21 protein-coding genes are annotated in these 22,494 nt (G+C 45.3%); 14 read left to right on the forward strand and 7 right to left on the reverse strand.

Translation table 11 applies throughout. The features are described 5' to 3' along the window. Positions 1–26 precede the first annotated feature (26 nt). Both pcrA and QUA80_RS00880 read right to left on the reverse strand, forming a co-directional pair. Positions 27–2,393 carry a DNA helicase PcrA gene (pcrA, locus tag QUA80_RS00875; RefSeq protein ID WP_333420489.1) on the reverse strand — a complete coding sequence of 789 codons (2,367 nt, stop codon included), beginning with the start codon at positions 2,391–2,393 and terminating at the stop codon, positions 27–29. A 209-nt stretch (positions 2,394–2,602) separates the two neighbouring features. After that, positions 2,603–2,986 carry a YkvA family protein gene (locus QUA80_RS00880; protein ID WP_333420491.1) on the reverse strand — a complete coding sequence of 128 codons (384 nt, stop codon included), beginning with the start codon at positions 2,984–2,986 and terminating at the stop codon, positions 2,603–2,605. Positions 2,987–3,124: 138 nt separating this feature from the next. On the opposite strand from QUA80_RS00880, the gene QUA80_RS00885 reads away from it, so the two are divergent. After that, positions 3,125–3,865 carry an SIMPL domain-containing protein gene (locus QUA80_RS00885; RefSeq protein WP_333420493.1) on the forward strand — a complete coding sequence of 247 codons (741 nt, stop codon included), beginning with the start codon at positions 3,125–3,127 and terminating at the stop codon, positions 3,863–3,865. Between the two features lie 183 nt (positions 3,866–4,048). Then, entirely contained in the window at positions 4,049–5,128 is a 1,080-nt protein-coding gene (locus QUA80_RS00890) for a flagellar assembly protein H (RefSeq protein WP_333420495.1), read from the forward strand. Between the two features lie 104 nt (positions 5,129–5,232). On the opposite strand, the gene QUA80_RS00895 is transcribed toward QUA80_RS00890, so the two are convergent. Next, on the reverse strand, positions 5,233–5,883 hold the full coding sequence (locus QUA80_RS00895) for a hypothetical protein (protein WP_333420497.1): 651 nt from the start codon (positions 5,881–5,883) through the stop codon (positions 5,233–5,235). Between the two features lie 166 nt (positions 5,884–6,049). On the opposite strand from QUA80_RS00895, the gene QUA80_RS00900 reads away from it, so the two are divergent. The 9 genes from QUA80_RS00900 (at position 6,050) to proB (ending at position 14,791) form a co-directional block, all read left to right on the forward strand. Beyond that, entirely contained in the window at positions 6,050–6,349 is a 300-nt protein-coding gene (locus QUA80_RS00900) for a DUF1778 domain-containing protein (RefSeq protein WP_333051545.1), read from the forward strand. Further along, the gene (locus tag QUA80_RS00905) at positions 6,333–6,851 is read left to right on the forward strand and encodes a GNAT family N-acetyltransferase (protein ID WP_333420499.1); all 519 of its coding nucleotides are present in this window, start codon (positions 6,333–6,335) and stop codon (positions 6,849–6,851) included. The genes QUA80_RS00900 and QUA80_RS00905 overlap by 17 nt, the downstream gene beginning before the upstream one ends. A 197-nt stretch (positions 6,852–7,048) precedes the next feature. Beyond that, positions 7,049–8,230 carry a F420-0:Gamma-glutamyl ligase gene (locus QUA80_RS00910; protein WP_333420501.1) on the forward strand — a complete coding sequence of 394 codons (1,182 nt, stop codon included), beginning with the start codon at positions 7,049–7,051 and terminating at the stop codon, positions 8,228–8,230. Between the two features lie 192 nt (positions 8,231–8,422). Beyond that, positions 8,423–9,748, forward strand: coding sequence for a GNAT family N-acetyltransferase (locus QUA80_RS00915; RefSeq protein WP_333420503.1), 1,326 nt, complete (start codon positions 8,423–8,425; stop codon positions 9,746–9,748). A gap of 270 nt (positions 9,749–10,018) precedes the next feature. Further along, the gene (ruvX, locus tag QUA80_RS00920) at positions 10,019–10,477 is read left to right on the forward strand and encodes a Holliday junction resolvase RuvX (protein ID WP_333420505.1); all 459 of its coding nucleotides are present in this window, start codon (positions 10,019–10,021) and stop codon (positions 10,475–10,477) included. Between the two features lie 312 nt (positions 10,478–10,789). Beyond that, positions 10,790–11,371: a DUF3727 domain-containing protein gene (locus QUA80_RS00925; protein WP_333420507.1), complete on the forward strand. Its 582-nt coding sequence runs from the start codon at positions 10,790–10,792 to the stop codon at positions 11,369–11,371. A gap of 248 nt (positions 11,372–11,619) precedes the next feature. Next, positions 11,620–12,744 (forward strand): endolytic transglycosylase MltG, encoded by a 1,125-nt coding sequence (gene mltG / locus QUA80_RS00930; RefSeq protein WP_333420509.1) that lies wholly within the window; start codon positions 11,620–11,622, stop codon positions 12,742–12,744. Between the two features lie 149 nt (positions 12,745–12,893). Further along, complete coding sequence (locus QUA80_RS00935) at positions 12,894–13,415, forward strand: YqeG family HAD IIIA-type phosphatase (protein ID WP_333420511.1); 522 nt, start codon at positions 12,894–12,896, stop codon at positions 13,413–13,415. 266 nt (positions 13,416–13,681) lie between these two features. Continuing rightward, positions 13,682–14,791, forward strand: coding sequence for a glutamate 5-kinase (gene proB / locus QUA80_RS00940; RefSeq protein WP_333420513.1), 1,110 nt, complete (start codon positions 13,682–13,684; stop codon positions 14,789–14,791). A 4-nt stretch (positions 14,792–14,795) separates the two neighbouring features. Here proB and QUA80_RS00945 read toward each other — a convergent pair whose 3' ends face one another. Next, positions 14,796–15,551 carry a hypothetical protein gene (locus tag QUA80_RS00945; protein WP_333420514.1) on the reverse strand — a complete coding sequence of 252 codons (756 nt, stop codon included), beginning with the start codon at positions 15,549–15,551 and terminating at the stop codon, positions 14,796–14,798. Between the two features lie 303 nt (positions 15,552–15,854). Between QUA80_RS00945 and ndk the strand changes: the two genes are divergently transcribed. Together ndk and QUA80_RS00955 are read left to right on the forward strand one after the other, a co-directional pair. Beyond that, the gene (gene ndk, locus QUA80_RS00950) at positions 15,855–16,304 is read left to right on the forward strand and encodes a nucleoside-diphosphate kinase (RefSeq protein WP_333420516.1); all 450 of its coding nucleotides are present in this window, start codon (positions 15,855–15,857) and stop codon (positions 16,302–16,304) included. A gap of 375 nt (positions 16,305–16,679) precedes the next feature. After that, positions 16,680–17,822, forward strand: coding sequence for an IS4 family transposase (locus QUA80_RS00955; RefSeq protein WP_333420518.1), 1,143 nt, complete (start codon positions 16,680–16,682; stop codon positions 17,820–17,822). A gap of 163 nt (positions 17,823–17,985) precedes the next feature. Here QUA80_RS00955 and QUA80_RS00960 read toward each other — a convergent pair whose 3' ends face one another. After that, the gene (locus QUA80_RS00960; protein WP_333420654.1) at positions 17,986–20,196 is read right to left on the reverse strand and encodes a Tex family protein; all 2,211 of its coding nucleotides are present in this window, start codon (positions 20,194–20,196) and stop codon (positions 17,986–17,988) included. A gap of 65 nt (positions 20,197–20,261) precedes the next feature. Continuing rightward, positions 20,262–20,420 (reverse strand): hypothetical protein, encoded by a 159-nt coding sequence (locus QUA80_RS00965; RefSeq protein WP_333420519.1) that lies wholly within the window; start codon positions 20,418–20,420, stop codon positions 20,262–20,264. 25 nt (positions 20,421–20,445) lie between these two features. On the opposite strand from QUA80_RS00965, the gene QUA80_RS00970 reads away from it, so the two are divergent. Continuing rightward, entirely contained in the window at positions 20,446–21,285 is an 840-nt protein-coding gene (locus tag QUA80_RS00970; protein ID WP_333420656.1) for a Uma2 family endonuclease, read from the forward strand. Positions 21,286–21,367: 82 nt separating this feature from the next. Here QUA80_RS00970 and QUA80_RS00975 read toward each other — a convergent pair whose 3' ends face one another. Then, positions 21,368–22,318 (reverse strand): class II fructose-bisphosphate aldolase, encoded by a 951-nt coding sequence (locus QUA80_RS00975; RefSeq protein WP_333420521.1) that lies wholly within the window; start codon positions 22,316–22,318, stop codon positions 21,368–21,370. Positions 22,319–22,494: the final 176 nt, after the last annotated feature.

Genomic DNA, 22,494 nt, shown 5'->3' on the forward strand with positions numbered 1-22,494 from the left:
ATGTTGTTTTTATTTCTGCTTTTCTATTACACTCGCTGCAACTTAGCTGTTCTCGGATCGATGATTTTTCTGCCCAAACCCGAAAATTTAATTGCCAGATTAGTTTTATCGCCCGCCCCTAAAACGTGGGTAATTTCTCCAACTCCAAAAGCATGATGAAAAACTTTATCGCCGGTTTGCCAATCCGCCGATTGTACGTTGTTTCCCGCTTGAGAACTGCCGGAATTGGCTGCTGAATTATTAGTTTTTCCTTGAGATGCAGCCGTTTTCCCCGCTTTAGTTTTCTTCCCACTTCCAGCCAGCAAATGTGTCGGCAATTCCCCTAAGAATAGCGAAGGGGTGCAGTGTTCCCGGAAACCTCCCCAGAGGCGGCGTTCGCGAGTGTGGGTGAGAAATAGCAATTCCTGGGCGCGAGTGATGCCGACGTAGCACAAACGTCGTTCTTCTTCAATCGCTTTCGGGTCGTCCAAACTGCGGAAATTGGGAAATAAACCCTGTTCCATTCCGACTAGAAATACTACGGGAAATTCTAGCCCTTTTGCGGAGTGCAGCGTCATCAGCGATACGCGGGAATCTTCTTCCTGCAAGTCATCTAAATCGGATGCTAAAGATGCTTTTGCTAAAAATGATGTCAGCGTCGGTTCTTCGTTTTGTTCTTCAAATTGCAGCACTGCATTGTACAATTCTATGACGTTTTCTATGCGATTTTCTGCTTCCTCGGTTCCTTGATTTTTCAAATCTTCAATGTAGCCTGAATCTTGGATAATTCCTTGGACAATTTGCGAAGCCGGCAGGGTTTCAACTTGCGATTGCCAGCGACCAATCATTTCGGCAAACTTAATAATAGCTTTTGCCGATCGCCCTGCTAGAGTATTGACAGAAGATTCATCGCTGAGGATTTCCCACAACGGAATCCCTAACTGAGTTGCAGCGTCTTCAATTTTGGAAAATGTGGTATCCCCAATGCCGCGCCGGGGAGTATTGATGATGCGTTTGAGGCTGACGCTATCGTCGGGATTGGCAAGCGCCCGCAGGTATGCTAGGATATCTTTGATTTCTTTGCGATCGTAAAACTTCAGCCCGCCGACAATATTGTAAGGAATGTCTAAACGCATTAACGCTTCTTCAAAGGATCGAGATTGAGCGTTTGTGCGGTAGAGAATCGCAAAGTTACTGCCGTTTTCGTATTCGGAGTTTTGGCGCTTCAAGGAATGAATTTGACCTGCTACAAATTCCGCTTCTTCTAATTCGTTGTCGGCGCGCCAGACAACAATCGGAGCTCCCGGTTCGCGAGTGGGGCGCAGAATTTTCTCGATCCGTTCGGTATTGTGTTCGATCAAGTGGTTCGCGACTTGCAGGATGTTTTCGCGCGATCGATAATTTTCCTCTAATTTTACCATTGTCCGAGTTTTCTCGTCGGACAAACCATCTCCAAAATCCTCTTGAAATTCCAGCAATATGGTATAATCTGCCATCCGAAAGCTGTAAATTGACTGATCGACATCGCCCACGACAAAAATCGAGCGGTTTTGCCATTTATCGAAGTTTTTCGGGTCGGCGTTATTTGTCACCAACATCCGAATCAAATCGTATTGAGTGCGGTTGGTATCTTGGTATTCGTCAACTAAAATATGGCAAAACTTTTGATGCCAGTAACTTAATACTTGCTCGTTTTGGCTCAAAAGTTTAACGGGAACGAGGATTAAATCGTCAAAATCTAGGGCATTGTTGGCTGCTAAAGCGTCTTGGTAGCGACTGTAAACATCGGCAATCACGCGACCTCGATAATCCGGTTCTGCTGCTTGGTATTCTTGAGGCGACAAGCCTTGATTTTTAGCGTTGCTGATGACATAGCGGACTTTGCGCGGGTCAAATTTCTTGTCGTCGAGGTTCAGGGTTTTTGTGACAATTTGTTTGACGAGACTTTGAGCATCTGACTCATCAAAAATCGAAAAGTTTTTCTTCCACTGGCGGCCTTTTTCGTCTTGGTATTTTTCAATATCGTAGCGGAGAATGCGGCCGCACAAAGAGTGAAAAGTCCCCATCCAAATGTGTTTGGTAATTCTTTGGTAAATTTGCGATCGCAATTTGGTTTGCACATCCGGGGCTAAGTCTACCAAAGGTTTGCCATATTCCGCTTCAGCTTGCTGAGTTGCCAGCAATTTCTCAATTCTTTCTTTCATCTCCCTGGCGGCTTTATTTGTAAATGTCACCGCCAGAATATTTTCAGGATCGACTCGATGGGTGCGAACTAAGTTAGCAACTCGGTAAGTTAGAGCTCTGGTTTTGCCGGAACCAGCGCCCGCTACTACTAACAGCGGCCCGTTATAATGGGCGACTGCTTGGCGCTGAGATGGGTTGAGGTGGCTGAGGAAATCAGTGGTTTGAGTCATAGCTAGAAAGTTAGTTTAATTTTTTAAGGGGTAAATAATACTTGGTATGCAATACCGCGAGTTTTTTTAAGGTAAGGCGCGCAAGGCGCACCCTATATTATAACTAGAATGGTGATTTTTTAAAATTTAAATATTTTTGGGTCAAGCGAGTTGTTTAAGGTAAGTTGCGAATTGCGTACCCGACACAATAACTAGATAGATAATTTTTTTTAAGTTTTAAATATTTTTTTCAGCCACATTGCAGCTAATATTCCCAAGCCAATCCAGACGGCAATAATCACCGCAGCGGCAGCACGATTTATCGGTTTTCCTCGCTGTATTTGGGCGGCTGCTTTTTGGCGACACTCGGCTAAAACCTGTGGCGGAATCATCTTCAGTACCAGCCAAATTCCCACAGGTACAATTATTAAATCGTCCAAATAACCGAGAATCGGTATGAAGTCAGGAATTAAGTCGATCGGGCTAAAAGCGTAGGCAACCGTAAGACCTGCTAAAATTCTGGCGTACCAAGGTACTCTCTGGTCTGTACTGGCTAAATAAACCGCGTAAGTCTCTTTTTTTAGTCGGCGGGCAGCTTGTTTTAACGATTGCATATCATGACTAACGACTGATGACTAATGACTGATGACTAATACTTTTTTAGTTGCTAAAAATGTAACAAGCCGGATATTTAGCAAGTTCAGTGGGAAGGTAAAGTATAGCATCTGTTGTATGTGAGGAGAATCAAGTTTATGAATTCAAATTTGCAACGTGGCGATCGCATTAATTTCCGCAGTCTGGTAACAGCGTTGTGTTTAACCTTAACTCTCGTCAGTTTCGCGGGATTAGATCCGGCGGCTGCTCAAGAACAGCGGATGAGAACGCTGAGTGTCACTGGGCGGGGTGTCGAAGCAATTCCGACAACCCAAACTCAAGTTGCTTTGGGGGTTGAGGTGCAGGGGAAAACGGCGGCCGAGGTGCAGCAGGAAGCGGCGAGGCGATCGTCCGCTGTGGTAGCATTGCTGCGATCGCGCCAAGTGGAAAAACTCGAAACGACCGGCATCACCCTGAACCCGACTTACAGCTACGAAAACAACCAGCAGCGCCTAACAGGGTATATTGCTACGAATACCGTCAGTTTTCGCCTTAATACTCAATCTGCTGGCACTTTGCTCGACGATGCAGTGCAAGCGGGAGCAACGCGAATTCAAGGTGTGAGCTTTGTGGCCGCCGACAGTGCGATCGAACAAGCTCGAAAACAAGCACTCCGCAAAGCAACTCAAGATGCTCAATCGCAAGCGGATGCAGTCTTGAGCGCCCTCAACCTCAAGCGGGGAGACATTCTGGGCATTCAAGTCAACGGTGCGATCGCCCCGCCTCCTATGTACCGGCAATTGGCTGGTGCTCGCGCTGCTGCTGCTGACGCTGCAACGCCTGTGGTGGGAGGGGAACAGGAGATTGAAGCTTCTGTGACTTTGCAAATTGCGTATTGATGGCGGGCTGCATTCTAATTGAACGTAAAATGCGATATCTGTTAGATACCCGACTTCTTAAAAAAGCCGGGTATCTGAGTGTTTTATTTTTTTATGTTTGTCTGCTGGTTGTTAGATAAAAAATCTTAAATATCCGACGATAAGATGATAAAATTTTATCATAAAATATGACCGGCAATTTTTATGACGCGATTTATTCACGATCGCTTTGCCAAAGACTTGTTAACAGAACTGCTGTCTCCCATCGGGACGGTGAATATCGGGCATGATGTTACTGCCGAAGTCCGAGAAATCGATGTTTATTTCATTCCAATGACTGTAATTCCTGAATACTCAGCAACTTTAGGGTTGTTGGGAAAAATGGCTGAGACGGCGGCAATTTTTGAACCGTTTCGCAATCCAATAACTGTCGGCGAAGTCATTAGCTGTATGAGTAAGTTATGGGATTTGCGAGGTGAATTGGAGCGGCAAGCCAGAAGAGAAAATACTCGCTATGATGATGCTAAGTTGCCGACACTGTGGATTTTGACACCTACAGCATCGAAACCACTGCTGGAGGGTTTTGGCGCGATACCCAAGCCTGAGAATTGGATGGAGGGCATTTATTTTTTGCCCAGGCATCTGAAATCGGCAATTGTGGTGATTCACCAATTGCCCGAAACTCCCGAAACCATGTGGTTGAGGATTTTAGGGAAAGGGAAAGTGCAGCAAAGGGCGATCGGCGAGTTGAGCTCTTTAGCAACCGACGATCCGTTACGGATTATCGCGCTAGAATTATTGTATCAGTTACAGTCAAACTTAGTAACCGAGCCCCAACAAGAGTTACAGCCAGAAGAGCGGGAGTTAATTATGGCGATCCCATCACTTTTTAGAGAACAGTTAGAAGCCGCACAACAACAAGGAATTGAACAAGGAAGACAAGCACAACAGCGCTTAATTTTAGAAAATTTTCTGCAAGTACGCTTTGGAGAAATCAACTCAAAAATGACTGTTTTCTTATCTCCAATATCAAAGTTACCCGCTGCGGAATTTACGATGCTGTTGCTGGCAATATCCATGCTAACTGTCGATGAAGCAGGAAAACAACAAGCGGTGAGATTATTAGCAGAAAATGTTTTGAGAATTCGCCAAAATGAATTGGGCGATATTCTGCCTACCGCCCTTGCCAATTTACTAGCATTGCCTGTCGATGAATTGACATTGTTTGTAGAACAATTGCCTCAGTTATCGGAAGATGAATTGAGAACAAGATTGGCAATATAAAATACGGAATCTGTTAGACACCCGACTTCTTAAAGCAGTCGGGGATTCTGTCCAATTTTCCTCAATCAAAATTGATCCACCGCTCAATTACCTCCCCTCCAGGGTCAAAAACTAGCAATTTCACTAGATTCTGAATAAAATATATCTCTGGCTTTTATGGCTTCTTCAATCGCTTTAGGTGTAGCAGTAAGCTTCTTTTTATCGACATCTAAGTCACATGACCACCAACGTGGAACTAAACAAGAATAGTGTTGAAAGATATGACAGTTACTACACCATTCCCATAAACCACCACTTGCAACGAATCTTACCCCTTTAATTTCTTTCCTAATGGGTTTTCCTATTTGATACCAGCGACACAAAGCAGCAACTCTACAAACAGGACACGGTGCTGATAGATGGAGCGACTCTTGAGAGGCATGAAACACCTCTTGCCAAGCTGCTTCATGCTCAGATGGTACTCCAGTCCAATTATCCTCCCTTGAGACGATCCCTTCCAGCCGAAAAACTATCTCTGCCCCTTTTTGTTGTGGATACCAACCTCGATCGAGGGCGTGTAAGATAGCTCTCCTTACCAACCAAGGTGAAATGATGTTACCGTACTCGACCCAGGTAATCATTCTCTGTCCTGGATTGTCCGCACACTCTACAACCATTGCCATACCAGGTTCATCGTCTGGGTGGACAACCCAGCGGTATTCAACATCATTAACCTTGATTAGCCTCGTGCCTTTTTTAGCAAGTGCCATAAACATAAAACACTGTATGTGTATTCGTCGGATATTTTACCGCATACAAACAAACGCCCGATCGATCGCACTTACCTGTAATTTTACATAAGCTCGATCGCTCCCTAACTTTTAGCGTGACATACGGCAAAGTGCCGTATATAATAGATAAATTATATCAACCGTATTTTGTATGACTAAAACTACTAAATCGGAACCGTCAGCCCGATTGGAGGCTCGTATCAGTCCAGAGATTAAAGCCCTTTGGCAAAAAGCCGCTGACTTAGAAGGACGTACCTTAACAGATTTCGTCATCGCCAGCGTTCAAGCAGTCGCTTCCAAAGTTATTGAACAGCACCAAAGACTGAAACTTGACCTTGACGACAGCGAGGCTTTCGTAAATGCCCTCCTGAATCCAACCCAGCCGAATCAAGCTCTCAAAGCAGCAGCCTTGCGCTACAAACAAGTGATGGGCGATGGTACTCACAATTGAACTCTTAGATAGCAGCAGACATCACAGAGAGCTTTTTTGTTGTGGACAAGATAGTTTGGACAACTACATCCGTAAACAAGCTTCTCAGGATCTCAAAAAGAAAGTCGCAATCGTATTCGTTTTAGTGGAGTCTCCAAACACTGATGTGATTGCCTATTATACGCTTTCTGCATACACCATTGAACTCGCAGATTTGAATGAATATTTTGCAAAAAAGCTGCCCCGCTATCCCCTTCTACCTGCTACATTGCTCGGTCGTTTGGCAGTCGATCGTACTTACCAAGGTCAACATCTCGGCGAGTTGATTCTGATAGATGCTTTGACAAAAGCACTCTTGGCAACTGCACAAGTTGCATCTCTAGCTGTCATTGCAGAAGCTCTGGATGAGCCAGCAGCCAATTTCTATCAAAAATATGGTTTTCAAAAGTTCAAACAAAACCCGATGAAGCTTTATCTACCAATGAAATCGGTTGAAGAACTTTGTCAAAATTCTAACATTTAGTTGATTTTGTTAAAAACCGATCGCCAATCCCACTCTCCAACCCCGCCACCGCAGACGCGCGATCGCACTTATCTGTAATTTTGCATAAGCTCGATCGCCCCCAAGAAACTGAACACAATCCAATTACTACCGGATCGGCGCTCAAAGTACCCGAGATCGACTACAGTAAACACAAAATATTATTGGCGGTGATTTGAGTGATTGAGACTTTAGCAACAGGAATCGCAGCAGCCGGTTCGCTGCTAGCATTGGGCGGATTGGGCCTAGAGTTGAACTATCGCCGGACTGGGAGTCCAAATAAACTAGAACTGACAGCCGGAGAATGGCACTTAGCCATCTCGGAACCCAACCGCTATCTTTTAGTCGGGGAAATGGAGTTCCGCAACCTGACACAGCGCTTTGAGATCATGTTGCCGGAAGTGCGGGCACAGGTGAAACTGCTGTCAGACGGAAGTTTAGATGGCGTTACTTCCCAGACAAAGGTGATTCCTTGTCACAAAGACGCAGCAGCCAGAGCAGACGATTACTGGTTCGGCTATATTGTTAAAGCCCAAAAAAACACAAAAATTAAAGTTTCTGTAGACATTCAAGGGCAAGATTTAACCAAATTGCAGTCAGCTTGGGTGCAAGTACACTTCGTCACCTACGGCCCGGGCGGCCGCATCCCCAAAGTTCGTAACGTAGTAGTTCCCCTGCAATTTCCCAACTCGGACACCGTACCCACCGCCAGAAATGTCGGAGTTGCAGAAGTCTTGCCGATTCGCACTCACATACTGGCGGAATTGGACAATCCAGTCGAAATTGTCAAGCGGTACGTGCTACCGCGCGCCCAGAAAGGCGATATTGTCGCCCTGGCAGAAACTCCCCTAGCTTTGATGCAGGGACGCTACCGCCATCCCAGCGAAGTCAAACCAGGATGGGCGGCAAAGCGAGTGTGCTTGTTTTTCTTGCCCACTTCGAGTTTGGCCACGGCTTGCGGAATGCAGACGTTAGTTGATGTAGTCGGCCCTTGGCGCGTAGTAGCGGCATTTGCGATCGGCGCTGCGGCTAAAATATTTGGCAAACCGGGAGTCTTTTACCAACTAGCAGGGGAACAAGCCAGGCTGATCGACGACGTTACCGGGACTTTGCCTCCCTTCGACCAATTTATTGTCCTCGGCCCGGACAATCCCCAGAAAGTTGTAGAAGAAATTCAACGAGAAACCGGACTTGCAGCGGCGATCGTAGACGCTAATGACTTGAAAGCAGTTAAGATATTAGCAGCGACCTCCGATTTATCGGTAACATTTTTAGAGCAAGCCTTGCGAAGCAACCCCGCCGGGAATGCTGACGAGAGAACACCGGTCGTTATAATTCGACCTCTGCCACAAAAATCTTGAGTTGAAAACTGAAAATTAAAAATTCAAAAAGATGATTTGAAATTTTTAATTTTCGATCGAGCAAGAAAGGGAGAAGAATCAAAAGTTATAAGTTTTGAACTCAAAAATTTACCCATTTAAAACTCAAAACTACCCTAACTCTTCCCCTTTCTGAATTTTTATTTTAAAATTTCCATTCTCCACTTTTATGCTATGACTTCATTTCCCTCCCAAAACCAAAACCAGGTTGTGATTCGCCCGTTTCAGTATCGCGACATCGAGGTGATGGAACAACTGTGCGCGGAAACAGCCGAAGATCCAGAAAACCGCAAGGGCGGAAGCTGCGACGCGGTACTAGGTAGAAAGTTGCAGCAGATTCGCCGCTGGTACGGACTGCTAAAGATTTTTAGCTTGTTTCCCAACCCTTGTCAGTCCCTGTTCCGGGCCCACGTTGCCGAAGAAGAGGGGAGCGTTAAGGGCATAATTCAGATTTCTCCTTTCAACCGCACCCGCAGCACTTGGCGGATCGATCGCATCGGAGTAGACCCGGAAGCCCGCAGCAAAGGAATTGGTTCCATGCTGCTGCGGTACTGCTTTGAAGCAGTCTGGGAGGCGCGGACGTGGCTGCTGGAAGTGAATGTCGGCGACAAAACTTCCTTGGCTTTGTACCGGCAGAACGGGTTTCAGCCTTTGGCCCAGATGACTTACTGGACGATCGCCCCAGAACGCCTGCAAGAAATGGCCAACTCGACCCCAGATTTGCCCAACCTGCTGCCCGTCAGCAACGCAGACGCTCAGTTGCTCTACCAACTGGATACCGCGTCTATGCCGCCCCTGGTGCGCCAAGTATTCGACCGGCACATTCAAGATTTCAAAACCAGTTTTTTCGGCGCTTTAGTCGAAGGTGTCAGACAGTGGCTGGGCAAAACCGAGGTAGTCAGCGGCTACGTGTTTGAACCGCAGCGCAAAGCCGCGATCGGCTATTTTCAGGTGCAGCTATCCCGCAACGGCCAGCAACCGCACGTCGCCCAGTTGACTGTACACCCGGCCTACACTTGGCTTTACCCAGAACTGCTGTCCCAGATGGCGCGCCTCGTTCAAGATTTCCCGGTTCAAAGCCTGCAACTGGCTTCCGCTGACTATCAGCCGGAACGGGAAGCTTATTTAGAGCAATTTGGAGCAGTGCGCGTGGAACACAGTTTGCTGATGTCGCGATCGGTGTGGCACAAATTGCGCGAGTCCAAGTTGGTCTCTCTCGAAGGACTCCAGCTATCAGAAATGCTGCAAAGCTTCCAGCCAACTCGCAAACCCGTACCGGGCCGGATGTCCTGGCTCGGCCCGATGGCTGGCGAAGCAGCAGCAGGGCCGGCATCCTCCGAGATCAAACCCTTCTTGACTGACTCAGGAAACAGCCAAACGAATCAAGTTAACCCCTTGAACTTTCAGCATTCCGAATCATCGGCAACAGATATCAGCAGCATTTTGCCTCTAAAATTGCCCGAATTGCCTCTAGACGAAGGCTCCCAAGAGAAAAGTTAATACTTAATAGTTAAAAGCAGAAGGTAAAAGGTAGAAGGGCGAAAAAAATAGAATTAATCATCCAAAAAATTCTTTTTTTCTTCCCCAATCCCAAACTATCCCTTCTGCTTTTGATTGATATCAACTTAAGATTACCTATTTTTTGCTTACTTTCTTCTCTTATTCCTTCGCGTTATTAGCGTCTTCGCGGTTTGTTAAAAAAGATTATTTCCGCAAAAAAACAGTAAATCTAAAATCTAAAATCTAAAATCTAAAATTGCTTGATTGATAATGTCCAACAATAAATTATGGATTTCAGCACTGGGATTGGATATCGGTCTCAAACGAGTGGGCATCGCCGGGTGTGACGGCACGGGTTTAATAGCTACGGGCATTACAACACTGGTACGATCGTCCTTCGATCGAGACGTAGCTTATCTCAGAGAGCTCGTCCGAGAGCGGAGAGTGCAAATTTTGGTTGCAGGCTTGCCCTACTCCCTGAACGGAGAATTGGGCGCCCAAGCCCGACAGGTGCAGAAATATGCCAATCGCATCGCCAGAGCCTTAGAGATCCCCCTAGAATACGTGGACGAGCGCCTGACTTCGGTTGAGGCAGAGGAATTGATGAAAACACAAGGGATTTCGCCGTCGCAAAATAAGGGTGCGATCGATCGCAAAGCAGCGGCCCTGATTTTGCAGCAGTGGCTAGACGAACGGAGGCAAAATATCTCCGCCCTTCCCAATCCTTGATAGCTTGTAACAGAGGCGTGATATCCTGGTTGTGCAAGTTTGCTACGCACACCTGTAACCCTTGACAAACTGGAGAAAATTCTGCTGTACCCTCGGTACTGAAGAAGCACAAAATCGTGATTTGTCCTCAGTGTCGCTTGCTGACTCGACTGAGATTTAAACGCTGCACTCCTCACCTGTGGAAAAAGCCGCGAGTCTCGCGGTTTAAGCTTGTGGACTGGCGATCGCCCACTTAGCTATAATATCGCCACGAAAATTCCCAATTGTCAAGCAAACGTTACTGAATTATTGACGGAAAATAAGATACACGCGATGTCCTCATCCCCATACCGCAAAAAAGAGAATGGCAATTCCAACCAAGAGTCCGTCACCTTGACGGATGAAGTTGGGCGATCGCTGACTTGCAACATAGAATATTCTATGAACCTAGAAGGTCAAGAATACGCTTTGCTGCTTCCAATTGACTCGCCAGTAGAAATTTTTACCTGGCAGGGAGACGATACCGACGAAGCAGCAATTCCTGTAGAAGACGAGACCGAAATTGACAAAATTTTTGATACAGCTAAAGTGGTCCTGCAAGAGCAGAACTTGACACTCCGGCGCACGGCGGTGACGCTGACTGTCGTTGGCGAATTGCCGGAATTTCCCGACGAAGATTTGGCGTCCGATGCCGACGATCCCGATGAGGATTCGGAGTTTGAGGAGCTGATGTGGCTGACCAGCTTTTACCACGAAGAACAGGAATATGCCATTTATACGCCTCTAGACCCGTTCTTTATCTTGGCTCGAATGAATGATGACGGCAAGCCAGAATTGCTCTCAGAAGAAGAGTTCCAAAGGCTGGAACCGATGTTGCCTATGCTGGAAGACCAGTTCTTTGACGACCTTGATTAAATATTAATTGCAGGCAGAAGACCTGACGGCAAAAAGCAGAATGTTTTACTATTTTATAAAAAAGTAAACTGCTTGCCCGATCGAACTTTTTCGAGATGGCCGCTTCTGCCTTCGCGATCGGGCCGCGTGAATTAGGCCGCGTGAATTGGGTCTTTTAAAGGGCTTGTATCCGTAACTTTTCGGTCATCAATCGCAGGTCATCAGTCATTAGTCGCTAGTTAACCGCCACTTATCGAGGACAACGGACTATGAATAAAGAACAAATGACAAAAGGCAGCGCGCGCGAGAGCCGAAAAGGTACTCCGCAAGTCTCTAAATGGTTGTTTTATCTGGCATTGCTCCCGGCAATTTGGGGGGTTTGCGCTTGGCAGGGCTGGGCTTGGTGGAGCTGGGCTTCGGCGCCGCCTCAAATCGCATCCTCATCGGGGAATCCGGCAGAGGATGCTGCTGTTTCGATTCAAATCCCGGAGGGTACTCCCAGTCAAAAAATCGGCCGGGATTTAGAGGCTGCGGGGTTGATTCGATCGAGCTCGGCATGGAATATGTGGGCCCGCTGGCTGACTCTGCAAAACCGCGAGGGAGGTTTTCAAGCTGGAACTTACCAACTGTCGCCTACTCAGCCTCTGAGTGCAGTTGCGGATAAAATTTGGAAGGGCGAAGTCGTACAGCAGAGTTTCACGATTCCAGAAGGGTGGTCGCTGCAACAAATGAGCGCTTATTTTGAAGCGCAAGGTTTTTTCCCGGCTAAGGACTTTATGGCGGCCGCGAGTCAAATTCCTTACGCTCAATACCCTTGGCTGCCGAGCGGATTGCCTCATTTGGAAGGTTTTTTGTACCCGGATACTTATCAGCTAGACGGGGATGCAATTAGCCCGGAAGCTGTCATCAAGCAAATGCTCGGTCGCTTCGAGGAGTTGGCTTTGCCGATATATCAAAAGAATCAGAAGAAAACTAAGCTGGATTTGAAAGAGTGGGTGACGCTGGCGAGTATTGTGGAAAAAGAGGCCGTGGTGGCGGACGAGCGCAATCGTATTTCTGGGGTATTCAACAACCGTCTGAATAAGGGTATGCCCTTGGGTTCTGACCCGACAGTTGAATACGCCCTCGGCATTAGGCAAACTAAGGAGAAGCCTTTGACTTTCAAGCAGGTGGAAACGCCTTCTCCTTACAATACTTATATCAATGTAGGGCTGCCCCCAACTCCGATCGCATCTCCGGGAATAGCAAGTCTGGAAGCGACTCTGAATCCGGAAAATACAGAATACCTGTATTTTATGGCTCGATACGACGGCACTCACATTTTTAGCCGCACGCAGGCGGAACACGATGCTGCGATTGCTAAAGTTGACCAGCAGTTGCGATCGACTCCATAGATTGGTAATAACTCATACAAAAGTAAAAAGTCAAAAGTCACAAAGGAAAAATCATAATTATTCACTTTTGATTTTTTACTTTTTGAATCTTTAACTCCCAATTTATTATTTCTCAATCTAAACTCTAAAATCTAAAACCTAAAATCATTATGACTTGGGGTAAACTACTACAGCCTGACTTAGTTCTAGGCAATTCGATCGTGAATTTAACGCCGGATATTCTGCAAAAATATCAGATTAAAGGATTAGTTTTGGATGTGGACGAAACTCTCGTTCCCATTACGGCAATAAATGCTTCTCCTGAACTCAGCTTGTGGGTGAAAGAAATTAAACCCGTGGTATCGCTATGGTTGGCAAGCAATAATTTAAGTCAAAATCGGATCGGTCGCATTGCTGAGTCTTTGAATCTACCTTACATTACGGGTGCTGCTAAACCGTCGCGCCGCAAGTTGCGAACTGCTGTGACGGCGATGAATTTGCCGGTGGAACAGGTGGCTATGGTGGGCGATCGACTTTTTACTGATGTTTTGGCCGGCAATCGTTTGGGTATGTTCACTATTTTAGTAGAACCAATGGTTGATGCTGGCTATGCGCTTCGGAAGTATCCGGTGCGCTCTTTTGAAGTTTGGGTTTCTCAAGCTTTGGGGGCTTCTCTGAAAATTAAAGATTAGTCATTAGTCATCAGTCATCAGTCATTAATGCGGAGGGCGGGCTTATAAAGATCCAGGACGTGAATTATAGATTGTGGTGAAGCCGCCCCTACAGTATTGGTTACAATTAAATAGACATCTCCAGAAAAGCCAGCTTTGAACAGGCAGGATGCCTGTCCCACAATAATTATTGGAGATGTCTACTGGAAATGATATTATCACTAATAACTAATAACTACTGACTACTGACTACTGACTAATAACTAATAACTAATGACTACTGACTAATGACTAAAACTATAGTTGTTAAAATTGGAACTTCGACTCTGACTCGATCGACTACGGGAAACTTAGCTCTTTCAACTATTGCTGCATTAGTCGAAATTTTAGCTAATTTACGACAGCAAGGCCATCGAGTAGTTTTGGTTTCTTCGGGTGCGGTTGGGGTTGGCTGCGCGCGCTTGGGTTTGACGGAACGCCCGCGAAACATTGCTATGAAACAGGCTGTGGCGGCTGTGGGCCAAGGGCGGCTGATGCGGGTGTACGATGATTTGTTTACTACTCTGCAACAGCCGATCGCTCAAGTATTGCTCACTAGGGGCGATTTAGTGCAGCGTAACGGTTATGTTAACGCTTACAATACTTTTGGGCAACTGCTCAGATTGGGCGTGATTCCGATCGTCAATGAAAACGATACTGTGGCGGTAGACGAGCTCAAATTTGGCGATAACGATACGCTTTCGGCGCTGGTGGCGAGTTTGGTAGAAGCAGATTGGTTGTTTGTGCTCACAGATGTCGATCGGCTGTATTCGGCAGATCCGCGCAGCAATCCAGACGCACAGCCGATCGCCCTAGTCCAAAGTATGGCACAGCTCACAGAATTTCAGGTGCAAACAGGAGATTCCCGCAGCGGTTGGGGAACCGGCGGAATGGTGACAAAAATTGAAGCCGCGAGAATAGCAACTGCATCGGGAGTGCGGACAGTCATCACTGACGGCTGCTTTCCTGGTAATATCGAGAAAATACTCAACGGAGAGTCGATCGGCACTCAATTCGAGCCTCAACCGCGCCCTGTAAACGCTCGCAAACACTGGATAGCTAACGTGCTAATTCCAGCAGGAAAACTATACTTAGATGCGGGTGCTGTCAAGGCAATTTCCCACGGCGGAAAATCGCTTTTAGCTGCGGGTATTGCTCGAGTAGAAGGACAATTTCAAGCTGATGATTCCGTGGAGTTGTGCGACGCAGCGGGCAAGCAAATTGCTAGAGGACTTGTGAATTATAGCAGTTTAGAATTGAGAAAAATCCAGGGCTGCAAGTCCGATAAAATTGCTGAGATTTTAGGCTATGCGGGTGTAGAAACGGCGGTACACCGAGATAATTTAGTGATTGTTTAAACTACTACATATCGAGACACTCGATCGTGCAATGAGCGAACGCAGAAATTGAGGATACTTGCAGCACAGTATTGCAAGAATTTGTTTGACTGTGTAGGAACAGCTCGTTCATCGCTTCTGTAAACAATTCAAATACATTGTGTGCTAATTCTAAAGCTTCTTGGCGTTCCGGATTAGTAAGTTTGATCTCTGCTAAAACTTGCAACACCTCTGGCGTGTTTAAAAGGTGATAATTGTCTAAAACGACATCACCTCCTCCAAAATAAACATATTCTTTTTGGATAATTTGCTGTAATTCCATTACCACTGCTAGCGCCGCCTCAAAAAAAACTGTCGCCGTTCCTTCGAGGACTTCCACTAACACCAGTTTCTGAATGGGAGAGGCTTTCCAAGCGTAGCGTTCGATCGCTGAACACAGCGATCGCGTTTTTTTAGTTTCTTCACCCCAAAGCAGTCTAAAATCACCATAAGTCATTGATTGGTTAAAGCCAACTTCCTCTAGGAATTCTAGATAATCGTGCCAGTAATAGTTTTGGTTGTAAGTATATTTATTAATTAACTCCTGAACTTTGTTGTTACTAGAAGAGTCTCGGATTACATATTTATTTAAATCGCTCAACCCTACAGCCAAAGGAGCCAGAATAGGTGCAAAAATCAGTCTTTGTTTCAGGTAAATATTTTGATTGGCTAGAAATGCAAATAAGGGTAAGCGTGCAAATTCTTGCTTTTGTGTTTGAATAAATTCTACAACTTCTTTCATAGCATCGCACCCTCACTAAGTTATTTAAACTGGGGTTTCACACCTTGCTTTATTATCGAGGATTTTTAGGGAATATCTTTGTATTTGATATCATGTTTAGTTGTGTTTGTAGTCAGGATCGATTGTGATTTGCATCATATTGTGTTCCACAACTAAATCGGGGTTGAGAGTCAGGGTACTCTTAGTGAGATTTACTTGTGTGGTAATGAGTATAGATGACAAATTTCCAGGGCGAATTGCCTTTGGGTGCGTTCTGGGTTAATCTATTTTTTGTATCAGTTAAGAAAATTGTAGGAGTTAATCTTGGAACGCACTTTTTTAGCGATTAAGCCCGATGGTGTACAGCGCGGACTCGTTGGCGAAATTATCGGTCGTTTTGAAGCCAAAGGGTTTACGCTAGTTGGTATGAAGCTGATGACGGCGAGTCGCGAACTTGCCGAACAGCATTATGGCGTACACAAAGAAAGACCCTTTTTTGCGGGACTGGTAGACTTCATCACTTCCGGGCCCCTGGTGGCGATGGTGTGGGAAGGCGACGGCGTTGTGGCGTCGGCGAGAAAAATCATTGGCGCAACAAATCCTCTGAATTCAGAACCGGGGACAATTCGCGGCGATTTGGCCGTTAATGTCGGCCGCAATATTATTCATGGTTCTGATGCTGTGGAAACTGCCAATGAGGAAATTCGTCTCTGGTTCAAGGAAGAAGAATTGACTTCTTGGACGCCTTGTTTAACTCCTTGGATTGTGGAGTAGTTTTGAGATTCTCCCGATTGATTAATCGGGAGATTATCTTACTTAGCCTTGTTTGAGGCTAAGACAGTCAAGTTAAAATATTTGTTTTAGTGTTTTATGTTTAAGAATTTGGCAATCAGCGGGTAATAAATCGTCGTTTTCTGATTTAATTATATTAACTAATTGCTCAGATGCTGTCCAGAACTAAAGGCAAGTTGTTTGTCAGCCAATAAATTTTTATAATTCATCTAGTTCTCCCACCTCTGAAATTACAGCGTATCCCACGTTTATTCTGACGGGGTGACAGGTTGCCTGAAAAACAGACTCTGAGGCAATCCTAGACAAATAGACTCAAAAAAGATAGGGTAAGAAAGCTTCTTACCCAAAAACAATTAAATGATACCAGAATTTTATCATGCCCATTTGTCAGAAAAGCTGACACGTTCTAATTACTTATTGACAATTTTATTGATTCAAGTAGTGCAATCGATTAAAGAAGTCACATTGGAAAGCATAGCGACAAAACTAGCCATACCCATTAAATTTGAAAGTAGAAGAAAAAAAGTTCAGAGATTTTTATCAGAGGATAAATGGATTCTAGATGATATTTGGCTGTCACTGGTAATTGGTTGGATTAAAGGTACTGTCAAACCGAATAAGGTTGTATATTTAGCAATAGACCGAACCAAATGGCAATCAAATAATATTTTGATGGTCAGCATGATTTGGCGAAAGAGAGCTATTCCTATTTATTGGAAAATGCTTGACAAACAAGGGAACAGCACATTAGAAAACCAACAATTCGTATTAACGCCAGTATTCGCCGCCTTATCAGATTATAACTTGATAGTGTTAGGAGATCGTGAATTTTGTAATGTTACCCTCGCCAACTGGCTTAGAGAGAAGAAAGTAGGTTTCTGTTTGCGACTAAAAAAGAATGTTTGTATCAAGATTGAAGAGGAGTTATGGGCTGAACTGAAACTGCTAGGATTAGAGCCAGGAAATAGCTTTTTCAATCAAGAAGTAACGATGAGAAAAACTGCCCCCATTACGGGGTTTAATTTAGCTGGTAAATGGCTGGGTAAATATCGAAATGTTACCACAAAAGAACCTTGGTATATTCTGACAAGCTTGGTCGATATACAAACAGCAGTTGATGATGGAGCAAAAAGATTTGGAATTGAAGAAATGTTTAGAGATTTTAAAGGCGGAGGCTATAACCTAGAGAAGACTAATTTAACGGGCGACCGATTGAGTAAATTATTAATTTTGCTATCGCTATCATACTTAAAGAGTATCATTCAAGGGATAGATATTAAATCAAAGCAAGTTCAAGAATATCTAGGCAGAAAAACAGAAAGCCACAGAAAATATGCTAGGCATAGCACTTTTTATATTGGACTCTGGGGTGAATCATGGGTCGATTCGATGTTTAGTAATTGGCAGGTTGTTGTTGAATTAATTTCTTTGTTTCCACATAAACTACCTAATTATCAACAAGGCATAAGAGCTATGAGGCTTATTCTATCAGCGTTATAGGCGACTTGTCGCCCCGACAGACGTTTATTAACAGCAGCTTTAGACAGGGCAGTGCCGTGTCCTCAGTATCATTCCCATGCCACCGGAAACGATATTGTAGCCGATCGCCCTTAGCCCCTAAACCCGCTGAGATTGCCTAAAAATCGAGCTTTTAGCCCTAGTTTCAGCGTCGGCGCGGGGCCGGAAGCCTCGCGCTATTGCCATTTTGCGGTTGCGGTTTTTCTTGCAGCTTCATCGTCAAACTAACCCGCTTTAACTTCTCATTCACCTCCAAAACCCGCACTTTCACAACTTGTCCGACTTTAACAATCTGTTTCGGATCTTCCACGAATCGATCGGCTAATTGAGAAATGTGAACCAAACCATCTTGGTGCACTCCCACATCAACAAAGGCTCCAAAGTTAGCTACATTTGTGATTATGCCTTCTAATTCCATCCCAACTTGCAAATCGGAGATTTCTTTGATTCCTGCTTGGAAAGTGGCATATTTAAACTCGGCGCGCGGGTCTCTTCCCGGTTTTTCTAGTTCGGAAATAATATCTCGGAGTGTGGGTTCACCCACTTTTTCTGTGACATATTTCTTGATGTTTACCGTCTTGATTTTTTCCGATATTTGTGTTGTATCAGTCAGCGGCAAGTCTAAATCCTTGGCGATCGCCTGCACTACAGGATAACTTTCGGGATGAACTGCTGTATTGTCTAGGGGATTTTCGCCGCCGCGAATGCGGAGAAATCCCGCTGCTTGTTCAAAAGCTTTGGGCCCGAGTTTGGGAACTTTCAGGAGTTGGCGGCGATTTTTAAATGCGCCGTTTTCGTTGCGGTAATTAACGATATTTTTGGCAACTGTTGCCGTCATTCCCGATACAAATGTCAGCAGTTCTTTAGAGGCTGTGTTTAAGTCAACTCCGACGTAGTTGACGCAGCTTTCGACTGTTTCGTCGAGTTTCTTTTTGAGCAGTTTTTGGTCAACGTCGTGCTGGTATTGGCCGACTCCTATTGATTTCGGGTCGATTTTCACGAGTTCGGCGAGGGGGTCTTGCAAGCGCCGTCCGATGCTGACTGCGCCGCGAACGGTGATGTCGAGGTCGGGAAATTCGGCGATCGCCACCTCGCTTGCTGAATAAATCGATGCACCGGATTCATTCACCATGACTTTAATCGGTTTTCTTTCCATTTCTGCCAAAACTTCCGAAACAAATTCGTCTGTTTCGCGGGAAGCTGTACCGTTGCCGATCGCGATTAATTCAATTTTATATTTTTCAATTAAATGCTTGACAATTTTACCAGCTTGCTGGCGCTGAGCAGCAGCTTGGTGGGGAAAAATTGCTTGATATTCTAAAAATTGCCCGGTTTCATCGAGGGCGGCAACTTTGCACCCCGTGCGAAATCCCGGATCGATCGCTAGTGTCGGTTTCATTCCCGCCGGCGCTGACAGCAGCAACTCGCGGAGGTTGGTTTCAAAAGTGGCGATCGACTCGATATCAGCGACGGCTTTGTTGTGCGATCGTACTTCTGTAATTAACGAAGTCTTCATCAGTCGGTTGAAGGCATCCTTCAAAGTCGATCGATAAAACTCTTTAACTTCCGGTATCCTAGTTCTAATTTCCTGAGCTTCCAAATAAGCCATCACTGCAGATTCATCAAAAGCCAGTTCCAAATCTAAAACCCCTTCCGTTTCCCCCCGAAACAGCGCTAACATATTGTGCGATTGAACGCTTCTCGCTGCAACTTGGTAATTGCGGTACATTTCAAATTTAGTGCTTCCTTCCGGGAAATCCTCTTTAATTTTCGAGACAAAAACTCCTGTTTTCATTAAAAACTCTCGCAAATAAGCCCGCAATTCTGCTTTTTCCGAAACCGCTTCCGCCAAAATATCCGCAGCACCTTTTAGAGCTTCTTCTGCTGTTTTAACTCCCTTTTCTTCCGAAATGTATTTAGCTGCCTCCGCCTCAAAATCTGCTGGTTTAGCCGTCGGTAAATTCAGACATTGGATAAAATTTGCCAGCGGTTCCAAACCTTTTTCCCTAGCAATTGTCGCTCGCGTCCGCCGCTTCGGTTTGTAAGGCAGATAAAGGTCTTCGAGTTCGTTTTTTTGCAAACAAGATTCGATTTTAGCTTGCAATTCTTCAGTCAGTTTCCCCTGAGAGCTAATCGTCTCTAAAATCGACTTTTTGCGCTCTTCAATTTCCGTCAGATAGGTGAAGCGATCGGAAATGTCCCGCAACTGAATTTCATTCAGCAAATCCGTGCGTTCTTTGCGGTAGCGGGCAATAAACGGAATAGTTGCTCCCTCGGCAAAAAGTTCCAGAGCATTATTGACTTGAGACAGATTAAGGGAAAGTTCTCGAGCAATCAGTTGAGGAATATCGAGCATAGTGCAGAATTTCGGATCGGTCAATTTTAGATTTTAGATTTTAGATTTTAGATTTTAGATTAACTTCACAAAAGATAGGAAGAAAAGGAATCATCCCAATTTTGTTGAAATCGTTTTCTAGGAGTGCGATCGCCCCGCACAGCAAAGCCGATATATCTCGCTTCTAGCTCTCCGGTTTGCACTCCAGTGAAAGCCTGATTGGGATGCTCCCGTAATGTTAGCATAAATGCAATGATTTCTCAATATTATATGTTGCCTTTTAAATATCCTGTGCCGCAAACCGATCCGCCGCGATCGCCCAGAGAAACCCTGCCGACGATGTACGATTTACCCAGCGAAGACCCGGAGGAACCTGGTTTGCCTGACGAATTTCACGATTTGCAGCCGCAGTTGTTGAGCCTGACGTTTCGACCTCGGAATTATCCGGCTTCTGAGATATTTAGCGGCACCGACATGAACCTTTATTATGACGTGCATCATACTCTGCGGCACAAGCGGCCGGATTGGTTTGGAGTTGTGGGAGTTCCCCGACTTTACGATCGATCCGAACTGCGGATGAGTTATGTTACTTGGCAGGAAGGCGTGAATCCTTTTGTAATTGTAGAACTGCTTTCGCCGGGAACGGAAAAAGAAGATTTAGGCGACAATACCGATGAGGAAAAGTTGCCACCTCAGTCGGGAAATGCTGCGGGTAACGGGCAAGTTTTGGAGGCGGAGAGGAAGGAGGAACCGCCTAGAAAATGGGAGGTTTACGAGCAAATTTTGCGGGTTCCTATTTATGCGGTTTTCAGCCGCTATACTAACAAATTGCGAGTGTTTGAATTGAAGGGCGGACACTATCAAGAATTAGAATTGCCCGAGTCGCGAGTGTGGATTGCTGACCTAAGTTTGGGCTTGGGTTTGTGGCAAGGGGAGTTTCAGGGAATCGATCGACTGTGGTTGCGCTGGTATGATGTTGATGGCAATTGGATTCTGACTGAAGCGGAACAGCAACGGCAGCGGGCAGAGTCAGCAGAAGCTAAATTGCAGTCTTTAATTCGGCGGCTGCGGGAATCTGGCATCGATCCCGATCGATTTTTAAACGGTTAGAGACGAGTGAAGTCCTGACTAAAAACTGGTTCGCAGTCAGGACTTTAGTTTTTTTTACTTCAACATAAGACTTAAGGCCTGACTATACACAGGCTTTAACATTTGATCGAAACTTGATAGGTTGCCGCTTGTTTGTTTCTTGCTGGTACTCTTTGCGGTCAAGTCGATCCGCGTCTAGAGATTGATGCAAATAAGCTTTGCCGACAGAACCGAAAAGTTGCAGTTTGTCAGCAATGACCAATCGCATGGAATCGATAGCTTTTTCCATTATTTCCAACAAATCCGGATGTGCTTCAGAAATGTTACTTTTTAACACGTTCATATAAGCTTCGCGAACTTCCGTATTCACATTAAATTTCGATACTCCGAATTTAATAGATTGATGAATCATTGAGTCTGGCAAACCGCTAGCACCGTGCATCACTAACGGCACTGAAACAGCAGCCTGAATTTTTTCCAGGCGCGGAAAATCGAGTTTCGGTTCGCTCAAATATTTGCCGTGAACGTTACCAATTGTTACGGCTAAAAAATCCACATTAGTTTCTTTGATAAACTCTACTGCTGCTACGGGATCGGTCATTTTGGCGGCTTTCTCATCGATTGTCAAACCTTCTTCCCTGCCACTAATTCTGCCGATTTCTGCTTCAACTACCGCACCGTTAGCGTTGGATAATTTAGTCATTTCCCGGCTAAATATTAAGTTTTGTTCGTAGGGCAAAAAAGAACCGTCTGCCATAATTGATTTGATACCGGCGGCTAGGGCGAGGTGAATGTCTTTTTCTGAAGTACAGTGATCTAAGTGTACTGCGATCGGCACTAAAGATTTGCCTGCGGCTTCCATAGAAAGCGCGACTAAAGGCGATTTTCCGTATAGGAGGACGCTGGGGTGAAGTTGCAGTATAGCAGGACTGTGCAGCGCTTCGGCCGCATTGATGACTGCTTTTACTCCTTCGAGGTTGTAGACGTTAAAAGCGCCGATCGCATAACCATTTCTCAAGGCCGTGTTTAGCAATTCGCTAGTTGATGCGAGCATACAGTACCTAGTTTAAAAACTTTTCTGAATGTCAATCATTCTATCAAAGTTCAAGAGCAAGCTCAGCTTAAGTAGTGTTGATTTTTATTGCGAATTTTTCGGCTAGGATTTATGTGAAGTGCATCTATTCTTGGGTAAGGTGCGCTAGACTCACCCTACTATTTGTTTGGTGAGTC

The sequence above is a fragment of the Microcoleus sp. F4-D5 genome (genome assembly GCF_036704885.1).
GTDB lineage: Bacteria > Cyanobacteriota > Cyanobacteriia > Cyanobacteriales > Microcoleaceae > Microcoleus.